11 protein-coding genes, 4 tRNA genes and 2 pseudogenes are annotated in these 16,875 nt (G+C 58.1%); 3 read left to right on the forward strand and 14 right to left on the reverse strand.

Annotation, left to right across the window (positions count from 1 at the left end):
- Window positions 1-354: IS66 family transposase (locus ACMX3H_RS18535; protein WP_415211834.1), on the forward strand; the 354-nt coding region annotated here is incomplete at its 5' end.
- A gap of 211 nt (window positions 355-565) precedes the next feature.
- Here ACMX3H_RS18535 and ACMX3H_RS18540 read toward each other — a convergent pair.
- The 6 genes and pseudogenes from ACMX3H_RS18540 to miaB all read right to left on the reverse strand — a co-directional run bounded on the left by ACMX3H_RS18540 (window position 566) and on the right by miaB (window position 6,832).
- Window positions 566-1,039 carry a pyridoxamine 5'-phosphate oxidase family protein gene (locus ACMX3H_RS18540; RefSeq protein ID WP_415211835.1) on the reverse strand — a complete coding sequence of 158 codons (474 nt, stop codon included), beginning with the start codon at window positions 1,037-1,039 and terminating at the stop codon, window positions 566-568.
- Window positions 1,040-1,157: 118 nt separating this feature from the next.
- Window positions 1,158-2,690, reverse strand: coding sequence for an apolipoprotein N-acyltransferase (lnt, locus tag ACMX3H_RS18545; RefSeq protein WP_415211836.1), 1,533 nt, complete (start codon window positions 2,688-2,690; stop codon window positions 1,158-1,160).
- 7 nt (window positions 2,691-2,697) lie between these two features.
- On the reverse strand, window positions 2,698-3,576 hold the full coding sequence (gene corC / locus ACMX3H_RS18550) for a CNNM family magnesium/cobalt transport protein CorC (protein ID WP_415211837.1): 879 nt from the start codon (window positions 3,574-3,576) through the stop codon (window positions 2,698-2,700).
- Window positions 3,577-3,622: 46 nt separating this feature from the next.
- A complete protein-coding gene (ybeY, locus tag ACMX3H_RS18555; RefSeq protein ID WP_025422968.1) occupies window positions 3,623-4,093 on the reverse strand; it encodes an rRNA maturation RNase YbeY in 471 nt (156 codons plus the stop codon).
- Window positions 4,090-5,183, reverse strand: a pseudogene (locus ACMX3H_RS18560) (PhoH family protein). The gene ybeY and the pseudogene ACMX3H_RS18560 overlap by 4 nt, the downstream one beginning before the upstream one ends.
- 224 nt (window positions 5,184-5,407) lie before the next feature.
- The gene (gene miaB / locus ACMX3H_RS18565) at window positions 5,408-6,832 is read right to left on the reverse strand and encodes a tRNA (N6-isopentenyl adenosine(37)-C2)-methylthiotransferase MiaB (RefSeq protein ID WP_415211838.1); all 1,425 of its coding nucleotides are present in this window, start codon (window positions 6,830-6,832) and stop codon (window positions 5,408-5,410) included.
- Between the two features lie 171 nt (window positions 6,833-7,003).
- Between miaB and ubiF the strand changes: the two genes are divergently transcribed.
- Both ubiF and ACMX3H_RS18575 read left to right on the forward strand, forming a co-directional pair.
- Window positions 7,004-8,185 carry a 3-demethoxyubiquinol 3-hydroxylase gene (gene ubiF, locus ACMX3H_RS18570; protein ID WP_415211839.1) on the forward strand — a complete coding sequence of 394 codons (1,182 nt, stop codon included), beginning with the start codon at window positions 7,004-7,006 and terminating at the stop codon, window positions 8,183-8,185.
- A 491-nt stretch (window positions 8,186-8,676) separates the two neighbouring features.
- Window positions 8,677-10,554: a transglutaminase domain-containing protein gene (locus tag ACMX3H_RS18575; RefSeq protein WP_415211840.1), complete on the forward strand. Its 1,878-nt coding sequence runs from the start codon at window positions 8,677-8,679 to the stop codon at window positions 10,552-10,554.
- Window positions 10,555-10,606: 52 nt separating this feature from the next.
- Here the strand turns inward: ACMX3H_RS18575 and ACMX3H_RS18580 are convergent.
- The 8 genes and pseudogenes from ACMX3H_RS18580 to nagB form a co-directional block, all read right to left on the reverse strand.
- A tRNA-Gln gene (locus tag ACMX3H_RS18580) sits at window positions 10,607-10,681 on the reverse strand.
- A 6-nt stretch (window positions 10,682-10,687) separates the two neighbouring features.
- A tRNA-Met gene (locus ACMX3H_RS18585) sits at window positions 10,688-10,764 on the reverse strand.
- 49 nt (window positions 10,765-10,813) lie between these two features.
- Window positions 10,814-10,888, reverse strand: a tRNA-Gln gene (locus tag ACMX3H_RS18590).
- A gap of 20 nt (window positions 10,889-10,908) precedes the next feature.
- Window positions 10,909-10,993: transfer RNA gene (locus ACMX3H_RS18595), tRNA-Leu, on the reverse strand.
- 593 nt (window positions 10,994-11,586) lie between these two features.
- A complete protein-coding gene (gene asnB / locus ACMX3H_RS18600) occupies window positions 11,587-13,248 on the reverse strand; it encodes an asparagine synthase B (RefSeq protein WP_415211841.1) in 1,662 nt (553 codons plus the stop codon).
- A gap of 465 nt (window positions 13,249-13,713) precedes the next feature.
- Entirely contained in the window at window positions 13,714-14,952 is a 1,239-nt protein-coding gene (gene nagC / locus ACMX3H_RS18605) for a DNA-binding transcriptional regulator NagC (RefSeq protein ID WP_415211842.1), read from the reverse strand.
- 17 nt (window positions 14,953-14,969) lie between these two features.
- A complete protein-coding gene (gene nagA, locus ACMX3H_RS18610; protein ID WP_415211843.1) occupies window positions 14,970-16,115 on the reverse strand; it encodes an N-acetylglucosamine-6-phosphate deacetylase in 1,146 nt (381 codons plus the stop codon).
- A gap of 16 nt (window positions 16,116-16,131) precedes the next feature.
- Window positions 16,132-16,737 (reverse strand): annotated as a pseudogene (gene nagB / locus ACMX3H_RS18615) (glucosamine-6-phosphate deaminase); the annotation flags it as partial.
- Window positions 16,738-16,875: the final 138 nt, after the last annotated feature.

Here is a 16,875-nt window from a genome sequence, read left to right on the forward strand (position 1 = left end):
GAAAAACTCACCACGCTGTCGCGCCAGGCCGATACGGCAAAGGCGTTCAACTATCTGATGAACCACTGGCGGGCGTTGTGCTACTACGCCGGCGATGGCTGGGCGGAGATCGACAATAATATCGCTGAAAACGCGCTGCGGGTAATAAGCCTGGGTCGCAAGAACTATCTGTTCTTCGGTTCGGATAGCGGCGACGACCGGGCGGCGCTGATGTATATGCTGATCGGCAGTTGCAAACTGAACGGCGTGGAGCCGGAAGCGTATCTGCGCCATGTGCTGGCGATTATCGCGGATCATCCCATCAACAAAATCAAAGAGCTCCTGCCGTGGAACCTCACCATCCCTGCTGAATAACTTTCAATACGGCGCTGGGCGTACGCTTACTGACCTGGCTGGCTGACGCGGATGTGTGGCGCGAGTTGGCAGCGTTAGGCGCGGTAAGCCCTTAGATTGGCACTGACGGCTTCGCGGCGATGAGGCCCGAGCCGCCGGCCACGGAGGCTTTACGGCAAACGAGGCAAATGGCCTCGTTTGCCTACTGCGCTGCGCGCTTAGGGAGCTTTCGCTATTGCGCCGCCTTATGCAGGGCAACGTGCGCCTTGAAAACATCCAGCGCCTTTGGCAATTGCGCCGGATCGGGCTGTCTGCCGCTTTCCCACAGACCGGCGAAGCCAATAGCGCGGCCGCAGTGGATAAAGGCTTCATCCACCCGGATGACCAGCACGCTCTTCGCCGGCACGCCGTTCTGGGCAGAACGCGCGCACAGCGCCGGCTCCACGGAAATCTGCGCCCGGCCATTCACGCGAAAACACTCCGACCAGCCCGGAATCAAAAACAGCAGGCCGGCAAACGGGTGATGCAGCAGATTGGTCAAGCCATCTAGACGATTATTGCCCCCCCGATCCGGCAGCAGCAGCGTTTTATCGTTCTCTACCTGGATAAATCCCGGTTCGCCGCCCTTGGGCGAGCAGTCGAACCCACGGGGACCTTTGGGTACCCAGCACCACAAACGGCGACAGGGCGATAAGCCGACGCGCATAATCATCTATATGATCTATCTGTTTATGCAGCACGCCGGGATGGGGCGCGGCGTAATAGTCGCGCGACTGCGCGCTGTCCTTTAAAATATAGCGTTCATCAAGCAGCATGCCATGTCCTCAGGCGGGTCGGCGGCGATCAAGCACCAGCGCGGTCAATCCGGCCAGCAGCGTAACAATCCATAGCGGCCAAGAGCCGGCACGGGCGTAGGGGGTCAGCCCCCGGGTCGGGGTGACGTGGACGTTGAGCACATTGCGGGTAAATTGCGGCAATTGCGCCAGCGGCGTCCCGTCGGCGTTGATAACCGCGGTGATGCCGTTATTGGTGCTGCGCAGCAGCGGCCGGCCCAGCTCCAGCGAGCGCATGCGCGCCATCTGGAAATGCTGCCACGGGCCGATGGAATGGCCAAACCAGGCGTCGTTGGACACGGTCAGCAGGAAGTCGGTATCGGGACGGAAATTATCCCGCACCTGGCCACCCAGGATAATCTCGTAGCAGACGGTGGCGGTCAGTTTCATGCCGGCCACCTGCAGCTGCGGCTGCAAATACTGTCCCTGACTGAGTGAGGACATCGGCAGATTGAACAGCGGCGCCAGCGGCCGCAGAAGACTTTCAAACGGCACCGTTTCGCCGAAGGGCACCAGGTGATGCTTGTTGTAGCGATCCTTCGAGGGATAACGGTACGACGTGTCTTCGCCTAAAACCACGATGCTGTTGTAATAATCGTAGCCGTGCGGGGTAGGCCGCGCATCGATGATGCCGGTGATTAAACGGGTATGGCCCTGCCGTAATTGTTCATCGAGTCGGGTCAGGAACGCGTTCTGGGCAATCTCGTCGTCGGGTATGGCCGATTCCGGCCAGATGACCATCTGCGCCTTGCCGAGGGCCGGCAGGGTACGCTGCAGGTAAATATCCAACGTCGGGCCGACCTGACTGGCCTCCCATTTCATCGACTGGGCAATATTGCCCTGCACCAGCGCCACGTCAATGGCCCGCGCCGGCTGAGGCTGGTACCACTGTAACGAGCGCAGCGGCCAGGGCAGCAGCATCAGCGCCAGCGCGCCCAGCGCCGGCAGCCATCGCCGCAGCGCTAGCGCAAAGACTGCCAGGCCGCTTATCATCATCAGTATGAAGGTGATAGCCTGTACGCCCAAGAGCGGCGCGATCCCTTTTAGCGGTCCATCAATTTGACTGTAGCCGAATTCCAGCCAGGGGAAACCGGTCAGCACCCAGCCGCGCAGAAATTCGGTGACCGACCACAGCATCGGCGCGCCGAGCACCAGCCGCCACAGGCTGGTACGCGGCCACAGCCGTGCCAGCAGAGCGGCAAACAGCATTGGGTATAACGCCAGATAGGCGGCCATCACCACCACCAGCGCTACGTTTACCGGGCCAGGCAGACCGCCGAATTGCGCGATGCTGACGTAGACCCAGTTAACGCCGGTGCCGAACAGGCCAAAGCCCCAGACAAAGCCCAGCCAGCCGGCCAGCCGGCCGCTGCGGTTGAGCGTGACCGCCAGCAGGCCGCAGAGCGAGATAATGGCCGCGGGCCAGAAATCGTACGGGGAAAATGCCAGGGTGCCGCAGGCGCCGATAACGAGCGCCAGCAGCGCGCGGAGCCGCTGGCGTGCAAACAGTGAGGGGATGGCCATTGGGAATTTAATCTTCCATGGTGGGTTGCGGTGAATTTTCGGGTATTTTGACATGCACCTGGATAATGCGCCGGCTATCGGCCATCGCCACTTTGAAATTGTAGCCGTCGATGTCGATGGCCTCGCCGCGCACCGGCAAATGACCAAAGGCCTGCATCATCAGGCCGCCGATGGTATCCACTTCCTCGTCGCTGAAGTGCGTATTGAAGACCTCGTTAAAATCCTCAATGGGGGTCAGGGCGCGGATGGTGAAGGTGTGGCGGTTCAGTTGGCGGATATCCCGATCCTCTTCATCGTCGTATTCATCCTCGATTTCACCGACGATAAGCTCCAGGATATCCTCGATGGTCACCAGACCGGACACGCCGCCGAATTCATCTATGACGATGGCCATGTGATAACGCTGGGAGCGGAACTCTTTGAGCATGCGGTCCACCCGCTTGCTTTCCGGCACCATGACCGCCGGCCGCAAGATCTTCTCAATGCTAAAGGGTTCGTCGTGGCTGAGCATGAAGGGCAGCAAATCCTTGGCCAGCAGGATCCCCTCCACATGATCTTTATCTTCGCTGATGACCGGAAAGCGGGAATGGGCCGATTCGACGATAACGTCAAGGCACTCCTGCAGGGATTGGTTCTTCTTCAGCGTAATAATCTGCGAGCGGGGGATCATGATATCCCGCACCCGCTGTTCGGCGATGTTCATGACGCCTTCCAGCATATCGCGGGTATCGGGGTCGATAAGCTCGTTCTGTTCGGAATCCCTGATAAGTTCCAAAAGATCGTCACGATTTTTCGGTTCACCGTGAAACAGCTGATTTAGCATCAGGGTAAAAAAGCCCTTCTTGGGACTGGGACTATCGTTGTTCTGCGAATGGTCGTCGCTCATAGCGTTAAGTTAGTTTCACTCTCTAATAATTAAAGGGAACGGGAGATTACGCGTCTTTTTCCGCAAGATAGGGATCCGGGTAACCGAGCTTTTGCATGATTTCCGTTTCCAGCGATTCCATCTCCAGGGCTTCCTCATCCAGGATATGATCATACCCTAGCAGATGCAGCGAACCGTGAACAACCATATGCGCCCAATGCGCCTCTAACGCTTTCTCCTGTTGCTGCGCTTCGCGTTCCACCACCTGGCGGCAGATGACCAAATCCCCCAGCAGGGGCAGTTCCACCTCCGGCGGTGCTTCAAAGGGAAAGGAGAGCACGTTGGTGGGCCTGTCTTTGCCGCGGTAGGTGAGGTTGAGTTCGTGGCTTTCCGCTTCGTCCACCAGGCGCACGGTGACTTCAGCGCAGTCGCGAAACAGCGGCAATACGCCCTGCAGCCAGCGCAGAAAGTCCGCCTCGGCGGGCAGATCGCGCGCGTCATCGCAGGCCAGCTGCAGGTCCAGTATCACCTCGCTCATGCGCTATGCTCCCCGGAGGACGGCGAATCTGAGCCGCCCTGTGCTGCACCGTTACTCTGGCCCAGGGACTCGTGTTTGCGCTCGGCGGCCAGCTGTTTTTTGCATTTCTGGTCAGCGGTTTCCCAGGCTTCATAGGCATTGACGATACGCGCCACCACCGGGGGGCGCACCACGTCTTCGCTGTGGAAGAAATTGAAGCTGATTTCCTCGACTTCCGCCAGCACTTCCACCACGTGACGCAACCCTGATTTCTGGTTGCGCGGTAGGTCTATCTGCGTGACGTCGCCGGTTATCACCGCTTTGGAATTAAAGCCGATGCGGGTCAGGAACATCTTCATCTGTTCAATGGTGGTGTTCTGGCTCTCGTCGAGAATAATGAAGGCGTCATTCAGCGTGCGCCCGCGCATGTAGGCCAGCGGCGCGACCTCGATGACATTGCGCTCAATCAGTTTCTCCACCCGCTCGAAGCCCAGCATCTCAAAGAGCGCGTCGTAAAGCGGGCGCAGATAGGGTCGACCTTTTGACTCAGATCGCCGGGTAGGAAACCCAGTTTCTCTCCTGCTTCCACCGCCGGACGGGTCAGGAGAATACGGCGGATTTCCTACCGCTCCAGCGCATCTACCGCCGCCACCACCGCCAGATAGGTTTTACCGGGCCCGGCCGGGCCGACGCCGAAGGTAATGTCATGATCGAGAATGTGGGCGATATATTGCGCCTGGTTCGACGTACGCGGTTTAATGATGCCGCGTTTGGTTTGTATATTCACCGCGCGGCCATAATCGGGCACGCTTTCCGCCGTTTGTTCCAGCACCCGGCTCTGTTTGATGGCCAGGTGGATTTGTTCCGGCTCAATATCGGCGATGATGCCGCGTAGCGGCGCCGTGTCGACGTACAGCGAGGTGAGAATGGAGGCGGCGGCGTTGACGCACAGGGGCTTGCCTACCAGCTTGAAAATATTGTCACTCCGATTGATCTCAATGCCCAACCGGCGCTCAAGTTGCTTGATGTTGTCATCAAACGGCCCACAGAGGTTCAATAGACGGTTGTTATCTGCGGGTTCCAGCATGATTTCTTTGGTTTCGACGTTCAAATCTTTCCTCTCGGCACTAAAGCCATTACAGGGTGAACCACAGGCCAGGGGCTGGGAGGGCCGACAACCGGGCATATGGCTAATAAATGAAGCATCCCCGCCCACGCGTCAAGGGCAAAGACCATTATATGTATATTGGGGCACAATTAGTGCAATGCAACCAGGGCAACGGCGAGGCGGCGGAGCGGAGCGGCGCCCTGGCGTGATGACGGGCGGGGGGGGGCTCACGGCTGGTAAATACCCACGCCCAGTTCGTTCTCTTTACGGGTGCGGGCAATGACCGACGCCGGACTTTCATGGCTGCGCAATGCCATTTGATCCTCGCTGCGCAACAGGACGCCGCGCAGCGAATTGGGATAGACATCCACAATTTCCACATCGACGAATTTGCCTATCATAGATGGCGCGCCTTCAAAATTGACGACCCGATTGTTCTCGGTGCGCCCGGACAGTTCCATTACATTTTTGCGCGATGTGCCTTCCACGAGAATACGCTGCACCGTACCCTGCATGCGGCGGCTGAACTGCATGGCTTGTTGCGTGATGCGTTTCTGCAAAATATGCAGCCGCTGCTTTTTCTCTTCTTCGCTGACGTCGTCCACCATATCAGCGGCGGGGGTACCGGGACGGGCGGAGTAAATAAAGCTGAAGCTCATGTCGAAATTCACGTCGGCGATAAGGTTCATCGTTTGCTCAAAATCGTGCTGGGTTTCGCCCGGGAAGCCGATGATGAAGTCCGAGCTGATTTGTATATCCGGGCGCGCTTTGCGCAGCCGGCGGATGATCGATTTATATTCCAGCGCGGTATGGGCGCGTTTCATCATGGTCAGGATGCGATCGGAGCCGCTTTGCACCGGCAGATGCACGAAGCTGACCAGCTCCGGGGTATCGCGGTAGACATCGATAATATCGTCGGTGAACTCGATGGGATGGCTGGTGATATACCGGATGCGGTCAATCCCGTCGATGGCCGCCACCAGCCGCAGCAGTTCGGCGAAGGTGCAGATACCGCCGTTATAGCTGGCGCCGCGATAGGCGTTGACGTTCTGCCCCAGCAGGTTGACTTCGCGTACACCCTGATCCGCCAGCTGGGCAATCTCGAACAGAATATCGTCGCACGGACGGCTGACTTCCTCGCCGCGGGTGTAGGGCACGACGCAGAAACTGCAGTATTTGTTGCAGCCTTCCATGATCGAGACAAAGGCGGTCGGCCCTTCCGCGAGCGGCTCCGGCAGCCGGTCAAACTTTTCAATTTCCGGGAAGCTGATATCCACCACCGGGCTGCGGGTGCCGTTGACGTGATTAATCATTTCCGGCAGGCGGTGCAGGGTCTGCGGCCCGAAAATGATATCCACATAATTGGCCCGTTCGCGGATATGGGCGCCTTCCTGAGACGCCACGCAGCCGCCGACGCCGATAATCAAATCCGGCCGGGCTTCCTTCAACATCCGCCAGCGGCCCAGCTGATGAAATACCTTCTCCTGCGCTTTTTCCCGGATGGAGCAGGTATTGAGCAGCAGGACATCCGCCTCTTCGGGGTTGTCCGTCAACTGGTAGCCGTGGGTGCTATCCAGTAAGTCGGCCATCTTGGATGAATCGTATTCATTCATCTGACAGCCCCAGGTTTTGATATGGAGTTTTTTGGTCATTAGCTTGCTATTACTCAATGCAGTATTAAAAAGCCCGCAGGCTTGCGCAGGCGCGTATTGTAATCCTTTGCCGGTGTTGTGACCAGTCTAGCGCGTACGGCGCATCTTTAAAGGGTCAATTTTGCGGTACACTACCGGAATCTGAAAATAATAGCGTAGGTATTGGCCGAAATGAAGACGAACGAAGCGTGCTATGAGGTAGTGGTGGCCGGCGGCGGCATGGTGGGCGCGGCGCTGGCGCTGGCGCTGGCCCAGGCGGGATTTCGGGTGCTGGTTGTTGACCCCGCCCCCCCAACGTCCGTGGCGGACGACGCGCCGCCGGATTTACGCGTGTCGGCCATCAGTTGCGCCTCGGTGGCGCTGCTGCGTCGCCTCAAGGCCTGGCAACGCATCGGCGACCGTTTTTGCGTGCCGTACCGCCGCCTGGAAACCTGGGAGTGGCCATCCTCGATGGTGGCGTTCGATGCTGACTCCCTGAGCCTGCCGGAGCTGGGTTTTATGGTGGAGAACCGCCGGCTGCAGCGGGCGCTGTGGCAGGAATTCGCCGACTGCGACCCGTTGACGCTGCGTTGCCCTGCCTCGCTCGACGCCATGGTCCATGAGGGTGGCCGCTGGCGGCTGACGCTTAGTGACGGCAGTACCGTCACGAGCCGGGTCGTCGTCGGGGCCGACGGCGCGCAGTCCTGGGTGCGGCGGCAGGCGGGCATTGCGGTCAGCGGCTGGCAGTACCGACAATCCTGCCTGCTGCTGAGCGTGGAAACCGAGGGCGAGCAACAGGACGTGACCTGGCAGGCGTTCCATCCCTCCGGACCACGGGCATTTTTACCGCTCTACGGCCGGTGGGCGTCGCTGGTATGGTATGACGGCGCGGCGCGTATCCGCCAACTGGAGAAACTCTCGCTGCCGGCGCTGGCGCGGGAAGTGCAGTCGGCCTTTCCCGCGCGGCTCGGTGCGTTCACCCTGCATGGCGCGGCATCGTTTCCCCTGACGCGTCAGCATGCCCGCGACTACGTCAAGCCGGGGCTGGCGCTGATTGGCGATGCTGCGCATACCATTAATCCGCTGGCGGGGCAGGGGGCCAATCTCGGCTTTCGCGATGCCGAGGCGTTGGCGGAGGTGTTGATTGATGCTCGCCGGCGTGACGAACCCTGGGATACGCTGGCAGTATTGCAACGTTACCAGCGCCGCCGGCGCGGCGATAACCTGCTGATGCAAGCAGGAATGGATGCGTTCTATACGGCGTTCAGCAACGATCTGCCGCCGCTGATGCTGGCGCGCAATCTCGGCCTGATGCTGGCTGAGCGCGCCGGCGGCGTTAAGCAGCGGGTGTTGCGCTACACGCTGGGGCTGTGAACCCCTGTCGGGGGGCGACGCCCGGTGGCGTCGACCGCCTGCAGCGGGGAGCGGCTATCCCGCGCAGGCGCCTAGACGGCATGCCGCGCGGCCGTGACCTCTGTCTTTTGTAAACGACCATGCCCGCCTCCCACACTGAGCTATGCGCCGGCTGTTTCAGGCGACGGGTCCCCTCGCGCCAAGCTCCGCGCCGCCTGTTACAGGCGCTGGCCGTCGCTTACGCCGTGCGCTGCCTATGTCAGGGGATAACCGCTTCGCGTCCTGCGCTTCTCTTTCAGGCGATCGTTTGCGCGGGCATCGCTATCGGTATGCCGTCTCGTCGGGTAAGCATCAACTCAAAATAGAGTCAATTAAATCATAGGTTTTTTATTCAAACGCTAATGCTTCATTGCCGGGTTGTTACCTTCCCGCAAGGCCAATACTATAGCCAGCATAACGGCCGCTCGCGGCGTTAATTTACAGGATGAGAAAATAATAAATAAGGACATTTGATGATAAAGGGAAACGGTTATTTCGCGGTTATTGCACTTTTACTCATAAACCCCGCCCACGGTAAACGCCAATCGGTCACCGATGCGCCACTCGCCAGCCGCATCAAGGAAGCCTGTCATTTCAACGCTGACGGCAGCGTTGATTGCCGCTACACCGCCACGGTGCAAATTTTGACCGCCGCCGGGCGCGATAGGGTATCGCGCATGGATTTCAGCTATCCGGAAGAGGATACGTTCACGCTCGTTGACGCCAGCGTACGCTTCCCGGATGAACCGGCGCAGCCGCCCATGAAGGCCAAGGTCGACATTCGGATGGAGCCTAATCCCTACCTGGGTTTTTCGCGTAATAAAACGACTTCGCTGGCGTTTCCTCATCTACGCAAGCATGCCGTCATCCGCTATACCGTAAAGCACCACTATGCCGCCGTCCCCTATCTTCCCCATGTGACACGGATGCTGGCATTCCACCCTGACGCCGAGCGGCTGGATGCGTATCAGATGACCTATACCGCCGAGCGGCCGTTGTATTACCACGCTCAATTAACCGATCAGTTCAGGGTCAAGACCACGCGGGACAAGAAAAAGATTGAGGTGACGCTGGTCAAACCCCGCTATGAAAATTACATCAACGAATTGCCCAATGGTTACGTACGCACTATTCCTTATCTTCAGGTTGGCAGTTCCCTTAGCGCGCAGGACAATTTTGGCGCAATGGCGAAAAAATATAATCTTATTTTGCAACAACCGTTGCCGCCCGACGCACGGAGGGTGATACAAAGCCTTCAAGGGCGCCCCGCGGCCGCGCAGGTAGCGGAGATAATGCACTACCTGCACCAGCGCTATCGTTATCTTGGCGACTGGCGCGCCAGCAACCGTGGTTATGTCCCCTTTGATCTCGCCCAAATCGAGCAGAATGGCTATGGCGACTGTAAAGATTTGTCCATCCTGCTGACGGCGATGCTGCGCGAGGCGGGCGTGCAGGCCCGTCCGGCGCTGGTGGAGCGCGGGCTGTATGCTATGCCCCTGTCGATTCCCGGCGCCACGGCCAATCACGCTATCGTGCAGGCAAAAATAGCCGGCAGAATCGAGTGGCTGGATCCGACGCAATATTTTTATGCGCCGGGTTATGTGGCCTCGGACCTTCAGGATCGCGCGGCGCTGGTGTTTACGCCGGAGGGAAAAGTGATCGTGGACGCCATCCCCGTCTTCAGCCCGCGGCAGGAACAGCGCGTGGAGCGGGAGGAAATTTTTACCGCTGAGGGGCAGTCGACGATCCATGAGCGGCAGGTCAGGATGTTAGGCGGGGAACTGGCCACGCTGTTTCAAGGGGATAGCGACCATGGCGTGGAGAGCATCAATTTGTCGTTGTGCAACGCGGTGGCAAACGAAAACGCCCAATGCCGGGTAGAGCGCGATCCGACCCGCTATCAGTTGCCTGACGTCTATAGAGTCAATATCCACGCCGAAGATCACCACGCGCTGACGCGAATTGCGGATGCACGCTATCTCTATCTTGGTAGCCCTTACCCCACGGAGTGGGATGATTTTAACCGTTATCAGCGCGAAGGGGGGTTAACCGATATTTATTTAGGGGAACCGAGAAAGCTGCTGCGGCGGATTAATTTGGTTGGCCAGGGCATTACCGCGGCGATAGACGCCTGCCGGTTACGCTCCCAATGGTTCGATATCGACATAGCGGGAGAGAAAACTGCGCTCGGCTACCGCTACAGCAAGCAGATAACGATCAAAACGCCCTGGATAAGCCATGCCGACATCATGCAGCCGGCGTTCCAGACGTTGGTGACCCGCGCCAGCCATTGCTACGATCGTCTTAATTTTATCGTTAATGCCCCCGGGGTTCAGACCGTGCAGCCATAAAAAAACGCTCCCGACGGAGCGTTCTCTTCTTCCCGCCTGCGCGGGCTTGATATGGCTGGGGTACCAGGATTCGAACCTGGGGATGCCGGAATCAGAATCCGGTGCCTTACCGCTTGGCGATACCCCAAAAATATGGTGGCTACGACGGGAATCGAACCTGTGACCCCAGCATTATGAGTGCTGTGCTCTAACCAGCTGAGCTACGTAGCCGTTTTGTTACCGATTTTTAGCAACAGACCTTGATATCGGCAGGTCATATTGGCTGGGATACCAGGATTCGAACCTGGGGGTGGCGGGATCAAAACCCGCTGCCTTACCGCTTGGCTATACCCCATTTGCTGCTAACCGAAACAATGGTGCGGGAGGCGAGACTTGAACTCGCACACCTTGCGGCGCCAGAACCTAAATCTAGTGCGTCTACCAATTTCGCCACTCCCGCAAAGTATGGTGGCTACGACGGAATTCGAACCTGTGACCCCACCATTATGAGTGCTGTATTCTAACCAGCTGAGCTACGTAGCCAACTTTCCACATGACCTACATTCGGCGTTGCGGGGCGCATTATGCGGAGTTGACGAACTTCAGTCAACCCCTTTTTTTCGCTTAACCGGCATTGCGCGGGCCGTTTGTCTGGCTTATGAACAACCTGACGATAAAAGCGGCTAACGCAATGATTTTCCCGCGCTCACGGGCGTGAATCGCGGGTCGGCAAGGGGCTTTTTGACCGGGGCAACATGGATGATTGACGGGGGCGGCAGACCTCCGGTTCGCCGGCGTGATAACCGTCCTGGGAACGTCTGCGCGGCATAAGCCCGCCGTCCTGGCGCACGCTGGCGCGACATTTGCCTGTCGTTACGGCGAACATCAGAGCCAGCCACACCCGCCTTCCATCATGCCAACGCCAACGGGACCCCTGTCTGCCCTCCGGCGATGGGGTCTAGATCGGTTGCCGACCTCCGCCGAGGTGCAAAGCGCCTGGTGACGCCTGCCCGCGGCCTGCTTGCTAGAACGGAGGGTCGGGCGGGATGCCCGTTAATAGGCCGAAGCGTGTACGCCCACCGCGCGACCGGAGGGATCGTCCATTTTCTTGAAGGATTCATCCCATTCAATGGCCTTGGCGGAAGAACAGGCCACAGACGGGCCGCCCGGGACGCATTCCGCGGCGCTCGGCAGCGGGAACAGCGCTTCAAACATCTCCCGGTACAGATAACCTTCTTTGGAGGTGGCCGTGTTGTACGGAAAACGGAAATGCGCATTGGCCAGCTGCCGATCGCTGATTTGCTCTGCGGCGATGGCTTTCAGGCTATCGATCCAGCTGTAGCCCACACCGTCGGAGAATTGCTCTTTTTGCCGCCAGGCGACGCTCTCCGGCAGGTAATCGGCGAAGCACTCGCGCAAAACGTGTTTTTCAATTTTGCCGTTACCGCACATTTTATCCTGTGGGTTGATTCGCATGGCCACGTCCAGGAATTGCTTATCGAGGAAGGGAACACGCGCTTCGACGCCCCAGGCGGACATCGCTTTGTTGGCGCGGGCGCAGTCATACATATGCAGGGCCTGCAGCTTACATACCAGCTCTTCGTGGAACTCTTTAGCGTTCGGCGCCTTGTGGAAATAGAGGTAGCCGCCGAAAACTTCATCGGCGCCTTCGCCGGACAGGACCATTTTGATGCCCATCGCTTTGATCTTGCGCGACATTAAATACATTGGCGTCGAAGCACGAATGGTCGTGACATCATAGGTTTCGATGTGATAAATCACGTCGCGAATCGCGTCCAGCCCTTCTTGCACCGTGAAATGGATTTCATGATGCACCGTGCCCAGCGCCGCCGCCATTTTACTGGCGGCGCTCAGATCCGGCGAGCCTTCCAGGCCCACGGCAAAGGAGTGCAGCTGCGGCCACCAGGCTTCGCTTTTGGCCTGGTCTTCCAACCGGCGGGCGGCGTATTTTTTGGTGATGGCGGAAATAATGGAAGAATCAAGCCCGCCGGACAGCAGTACGCCGTAAGGCACGTCGGACATCAGATGGCTTTTCACCGACTCCTCAAGCGCCGCCTTTAGCGCCGCCTTGTCGGTAACGTTGTCCTTCACCCGATCATAGTCGAACCAATCACGCTGATAGTACTGACGCATTTCGCCGTCCTGGCTCCAGAGATAGTGGCCTGGAAGGAATTCCTGCAGCGTGCGGCAGACCGGAACCAGCGCTTTCATTTCTGATGCGACGTACAGGTTACCGTGCTCGTCATGCCCCATATACAGGGGAATGATGCCCATGTGATCGCGGCCGATTAAATAGGCGTCTTTTTCCGTGTCGTACAGGATAAAAGCGAACATGCCGCGCAGTTCATCCAAAAATTCCGGGCCTTTTTCCTGATACAGGGCCAGGATCACCTCACAATCGGAACCGGTTTGAAAAGCGTAGCGATCGCCCAGCTGTTCGCGGATAAGCTGGTGGTTGTAGATCTCGCCATTGACCGCCAGTACATGGGTGTGCGCCGCGTTATAAAGGGGTTGGGCGCCGGTGTTGACGTCGACGATAGACAGACGTTCATGGGCCAGTATTGCTTTATCGCCCGCATAGACACCGGACCAGTCGGGGCCGCGATGATGCATCAGGCGGGAGCATTCCAACGCCTGTTTACGCAGTTCGACCGGATCGGTCTTCAGATCCAGCACCCCAAAAATAGAACACATAGCTTTTCCCTCATGATTAATCCCGGCGGTCGCCGTGTCGTCGCTTGCGCCGTCACGTTAGCAACGATTTAGCACCAAAATGGCCCAACAATTCAATATCCATGCAGAAATAAACCCTATCGGCCGAATAATATTTAATGAAATGTGCAATAAATTACATAAAAAGCAGTAAAGCAGAAGAAAAAGGCTCGTTCATTGCGAATTCGATAATGGGATTTTTACCGCCGGCGGCCGTGGCCCGGGTGCGGCGCGTAACCGCCTTGCCGACCCAGCAGGCCAAACGGGCCCTCTGGACGAGGGAATTTTGAAACAATCACGGGGCAAACCGGGCAGGGACTCTTTCGCAGTGCAGGCCCGGGAAATAACCGGGTGAGCCGGGCAGGACTTCAGATAAGGCGCAGCGGTTTTATGGTTTTCGCCACGGCGGCAGCGTCCTCACCCGCGCCGCGTGCCGCCGCGGGCAGATCAGCGGTGCGCCGGCGAATCGGTCTCCAGCAGCCGCTGTAGCAGCACACCATTAAGCATAGCGCGTTTGACCAGGGCAAAAGCGCCGATGGCCGAACTGTGGTCCAGCGCCGAGATTACGACCGGTAAATTTTGCCGGAAGGCTTTCAGCACCTGATTATCGATACAGCGCTGCACGGCCGGCAGCAAAATTTTGTGGGCTTCGGTGATTTCGCCCGCCAGCACCACCTTTTGCGGATTGAACAGGTTGATGCTCAGGGCGATAACCTTGCCCAACTGGCGCCCCACCTGTTTGATAACTTCCACCGCCAGCCCGTCGCCGCGGTTGGCGGCCTGGCAAATGGTGTCTATTCGGCAGTGGTCCGGCGTCAGTTTGCTGGCGTAACCCTGACTGAGCAACAGACGCACCCGTTGCTCTATCGCGGCATTGGCGGCAATGGTTTCCAGACAGCCAAAATTGCCGCAGTGGCAGCGCTCTCCCAGCGGATCGACCTGGATATGGCCCATTTCACCGACGTTGCCGTTGCTGCCGAGGAATATCTGGCCGTTAATTAAGATCCCCGCGCCGGTACCGCGGTGCAGCCTGACCAAAATGGAATCGGCGCAGTCCTGGGTTGCACCAAAATAGTGCTCCGCCAGCGCTAAACTGCGTATGTCGTGGCCCACAAACGCGGTGAGATTGAAGCGCTGTTGTAACTGCTCTACCAGCGGCCAACGGTGAACCTGTATATGGGGCATATAGCGGACAATGCCGGAGAAGGGATCGACCAGCCCCGGTAAAATCACCGAGATAGCGATAAGCTCGCGGATTTTACGTTGCGCTTGCTCGAGAAAGTCGGCGATAGCTTCCATGAGCGCCAGCTCCAACGTCTGCTGTGTCCGCTGCGGTAGCGGGAAGAACGCCTCCAGCAGGGCCTTGCTGCTCAAATCATAGAGCATGATCGTCGCATCATGCCGGCCGAGGCGAACGCCGATGGCCTGGAAGGCGCGGGTCTCGGCCACGATGGAGATCGCCCGCCTGCCGCCGGTGGACGCTTGCTGATCCACTTCGCGAATCAAGCCGCGTTCCAGCAATTGGCGGGTGATCTTGGTGATACTGGCGGGCGCGAGCTGACTCTGTTCGGCTATCTGGATGCGGGAAATGGGCCCCATTTGATCGATGAGACGGTAGACCGCCGCGCTATTTAACTGTTTAACAAGGTCAATATTGCCTATCGGGGTCTGTCCGCCTGGTGTCATCGCTTACTCGCTTATGGTCAAACTTCGTTGCCGTTAACGATAGTTTTACTGATTTTATAATCGCGGGTGAAGGCGGTTAAATTGGCGATTTTGCCCACCGTCAGCGTCCCTAACCTCGCGTCCGTGCCCATTGCCCGTGCCGGGTAAAGGGTGGCCATGCGCAATGCCTCATCCAGCGCGATACCGGCGTATTCGACACTATTGCGCACCGCTTCAATCATGGTAAGCGCCGAGCCGCTGAGGGTACCGTGCTCATCCACGCACAGGCCATCGCGATAGTATATTGTTTTGCCGGCAAAAATGAACAGCTCAATATTCTCGGTGCCGGCCGCCGGTGCGGTGGCATCGGTGACCAGCACCAGGCGATCGCCCTTGATACGTTTGGCGTTACGCACGTTGGCCCAGTTGACGTGCAGGCCGTCGGTGATAATGCCGCAGTAGATTTCGGGGGCGTCGAACAGGGCGCCGATGACCCCCGGTTCGCGTCCGACCAGCGGTGGCATGGCGTTGAACAGATGGGTGGCGAAGCTGATGCCGGCGGCAAAACCCGCCTTGGCCTGATCATAGGTGGCGTTGGAATGGCCGATGGAAACACGGATACCGGCATCGCTGAGCCGACGGATCATCTGGGGATCCACCTGCTCGGGGGCCAGGGTCATTTTGCTAATCACATCGCTGTTCGCGCAAAGGAATTCTACCATCTCTTCCGTTGGTGCGCGCATTAACGCCGGGTCATGGGTGCCTTTCTTGGCCGGGCTGAGGTACGGGCCTTCCAGATGCAGCCCCAGCGCCTGATGTTTATGCTGCGCCAAAAAGGCGCGCATCACCTCCACCGCCCGACGCATAAATTCATCGGTACTGGTAATCAGTGTCGGCAGGAAACTGGTGCAGCCGGAGCGCTGGTTGGCGGCCTGCATTGTTTCCAGCGTTTCGACAGACAGCGCCGCCAGGCTGTCGTTGAACTGCACGCCGCCGCAGCCGTTAAGCTGCAGGTCGATGAAACCGGGCGCCAGCGCGGCACCGGCCAGATCACGGCGTTCAATGCCGGCAGGCAGGCTGTCGGCGGGGCAAATGGCGTCGATAACGCCGTCCGCGACCACCAGTGCGTGGTGATCGAGAATCTCGCTGCCGGTATAGATGCGGCCGTTGGTTAAAGCATGCATAGTCAGCTCCGGGAGGTTAGTCGGCGGTGTTCAGATTGTCTTGTTCCAGTTCACGGAAGTATTTGACCGTTTTCACCTTCAATTCCTGAGTGGACGGTTCATCGCACACCATAACGGCTTTAGCATGCAACTGCAGGCAGGTAATGGTCCACATATGATTGACGTTCCCCTCTACCGCGGCCTACAGCGCCTGGGCCTTATTATGCCCTATCACCAGGATCATCACTTCTTCCGCATCCAGAAGCGTACCGACACCCACCGTCAGTGCGTAGCGGGGGACTTGCTCTATGTCGTTATCGAAGAAGCGCGAGTTGGCCCGGTGCGTCTCCTGGGTCAGGGTTTTGATGCGCGTGCGCGACGCCAGGGAAGAACCGGGTTCGTTAAAGGCGATGTGCCCGTCGTTGCCGACGCCGCCCATGAACAGATGAATTTTGCCATAGGATTTGATCTTTTCTTCATAACGGCGGCATTCGGCGTCAATATCCGGCGTGTTGCCGTTCAGGAGATTGATGTTTTCCCGTGGAATGTTAATATAATTAAAGAAATTATTATAAATGAAGGAATGATAGCTTTCGGGATGCTCAACGGGCAGACCGACATATTCATCCATGTTGAACGTAACGTAAGCGCCCCGTGGAGGACGTCTTGAATTATTGGTGGGTTTGTTGTACGGCCCGGTAAGAATATGTTCCACTACGATGCCTAGTGAACCCGCATCCTATAAGGGACGGCTGTCAGATCATGGATAATCCGGCGATGA

The organism is Sodalis sp. (in: enterobacteria) (genome assembly GCF_047607725.1).
Classification (GTDB): Bacteria; Pseudomonadota; Gammaproteobacteria; order Enterobacterales; family Enterobacteriaceae; genus JBLKSS01.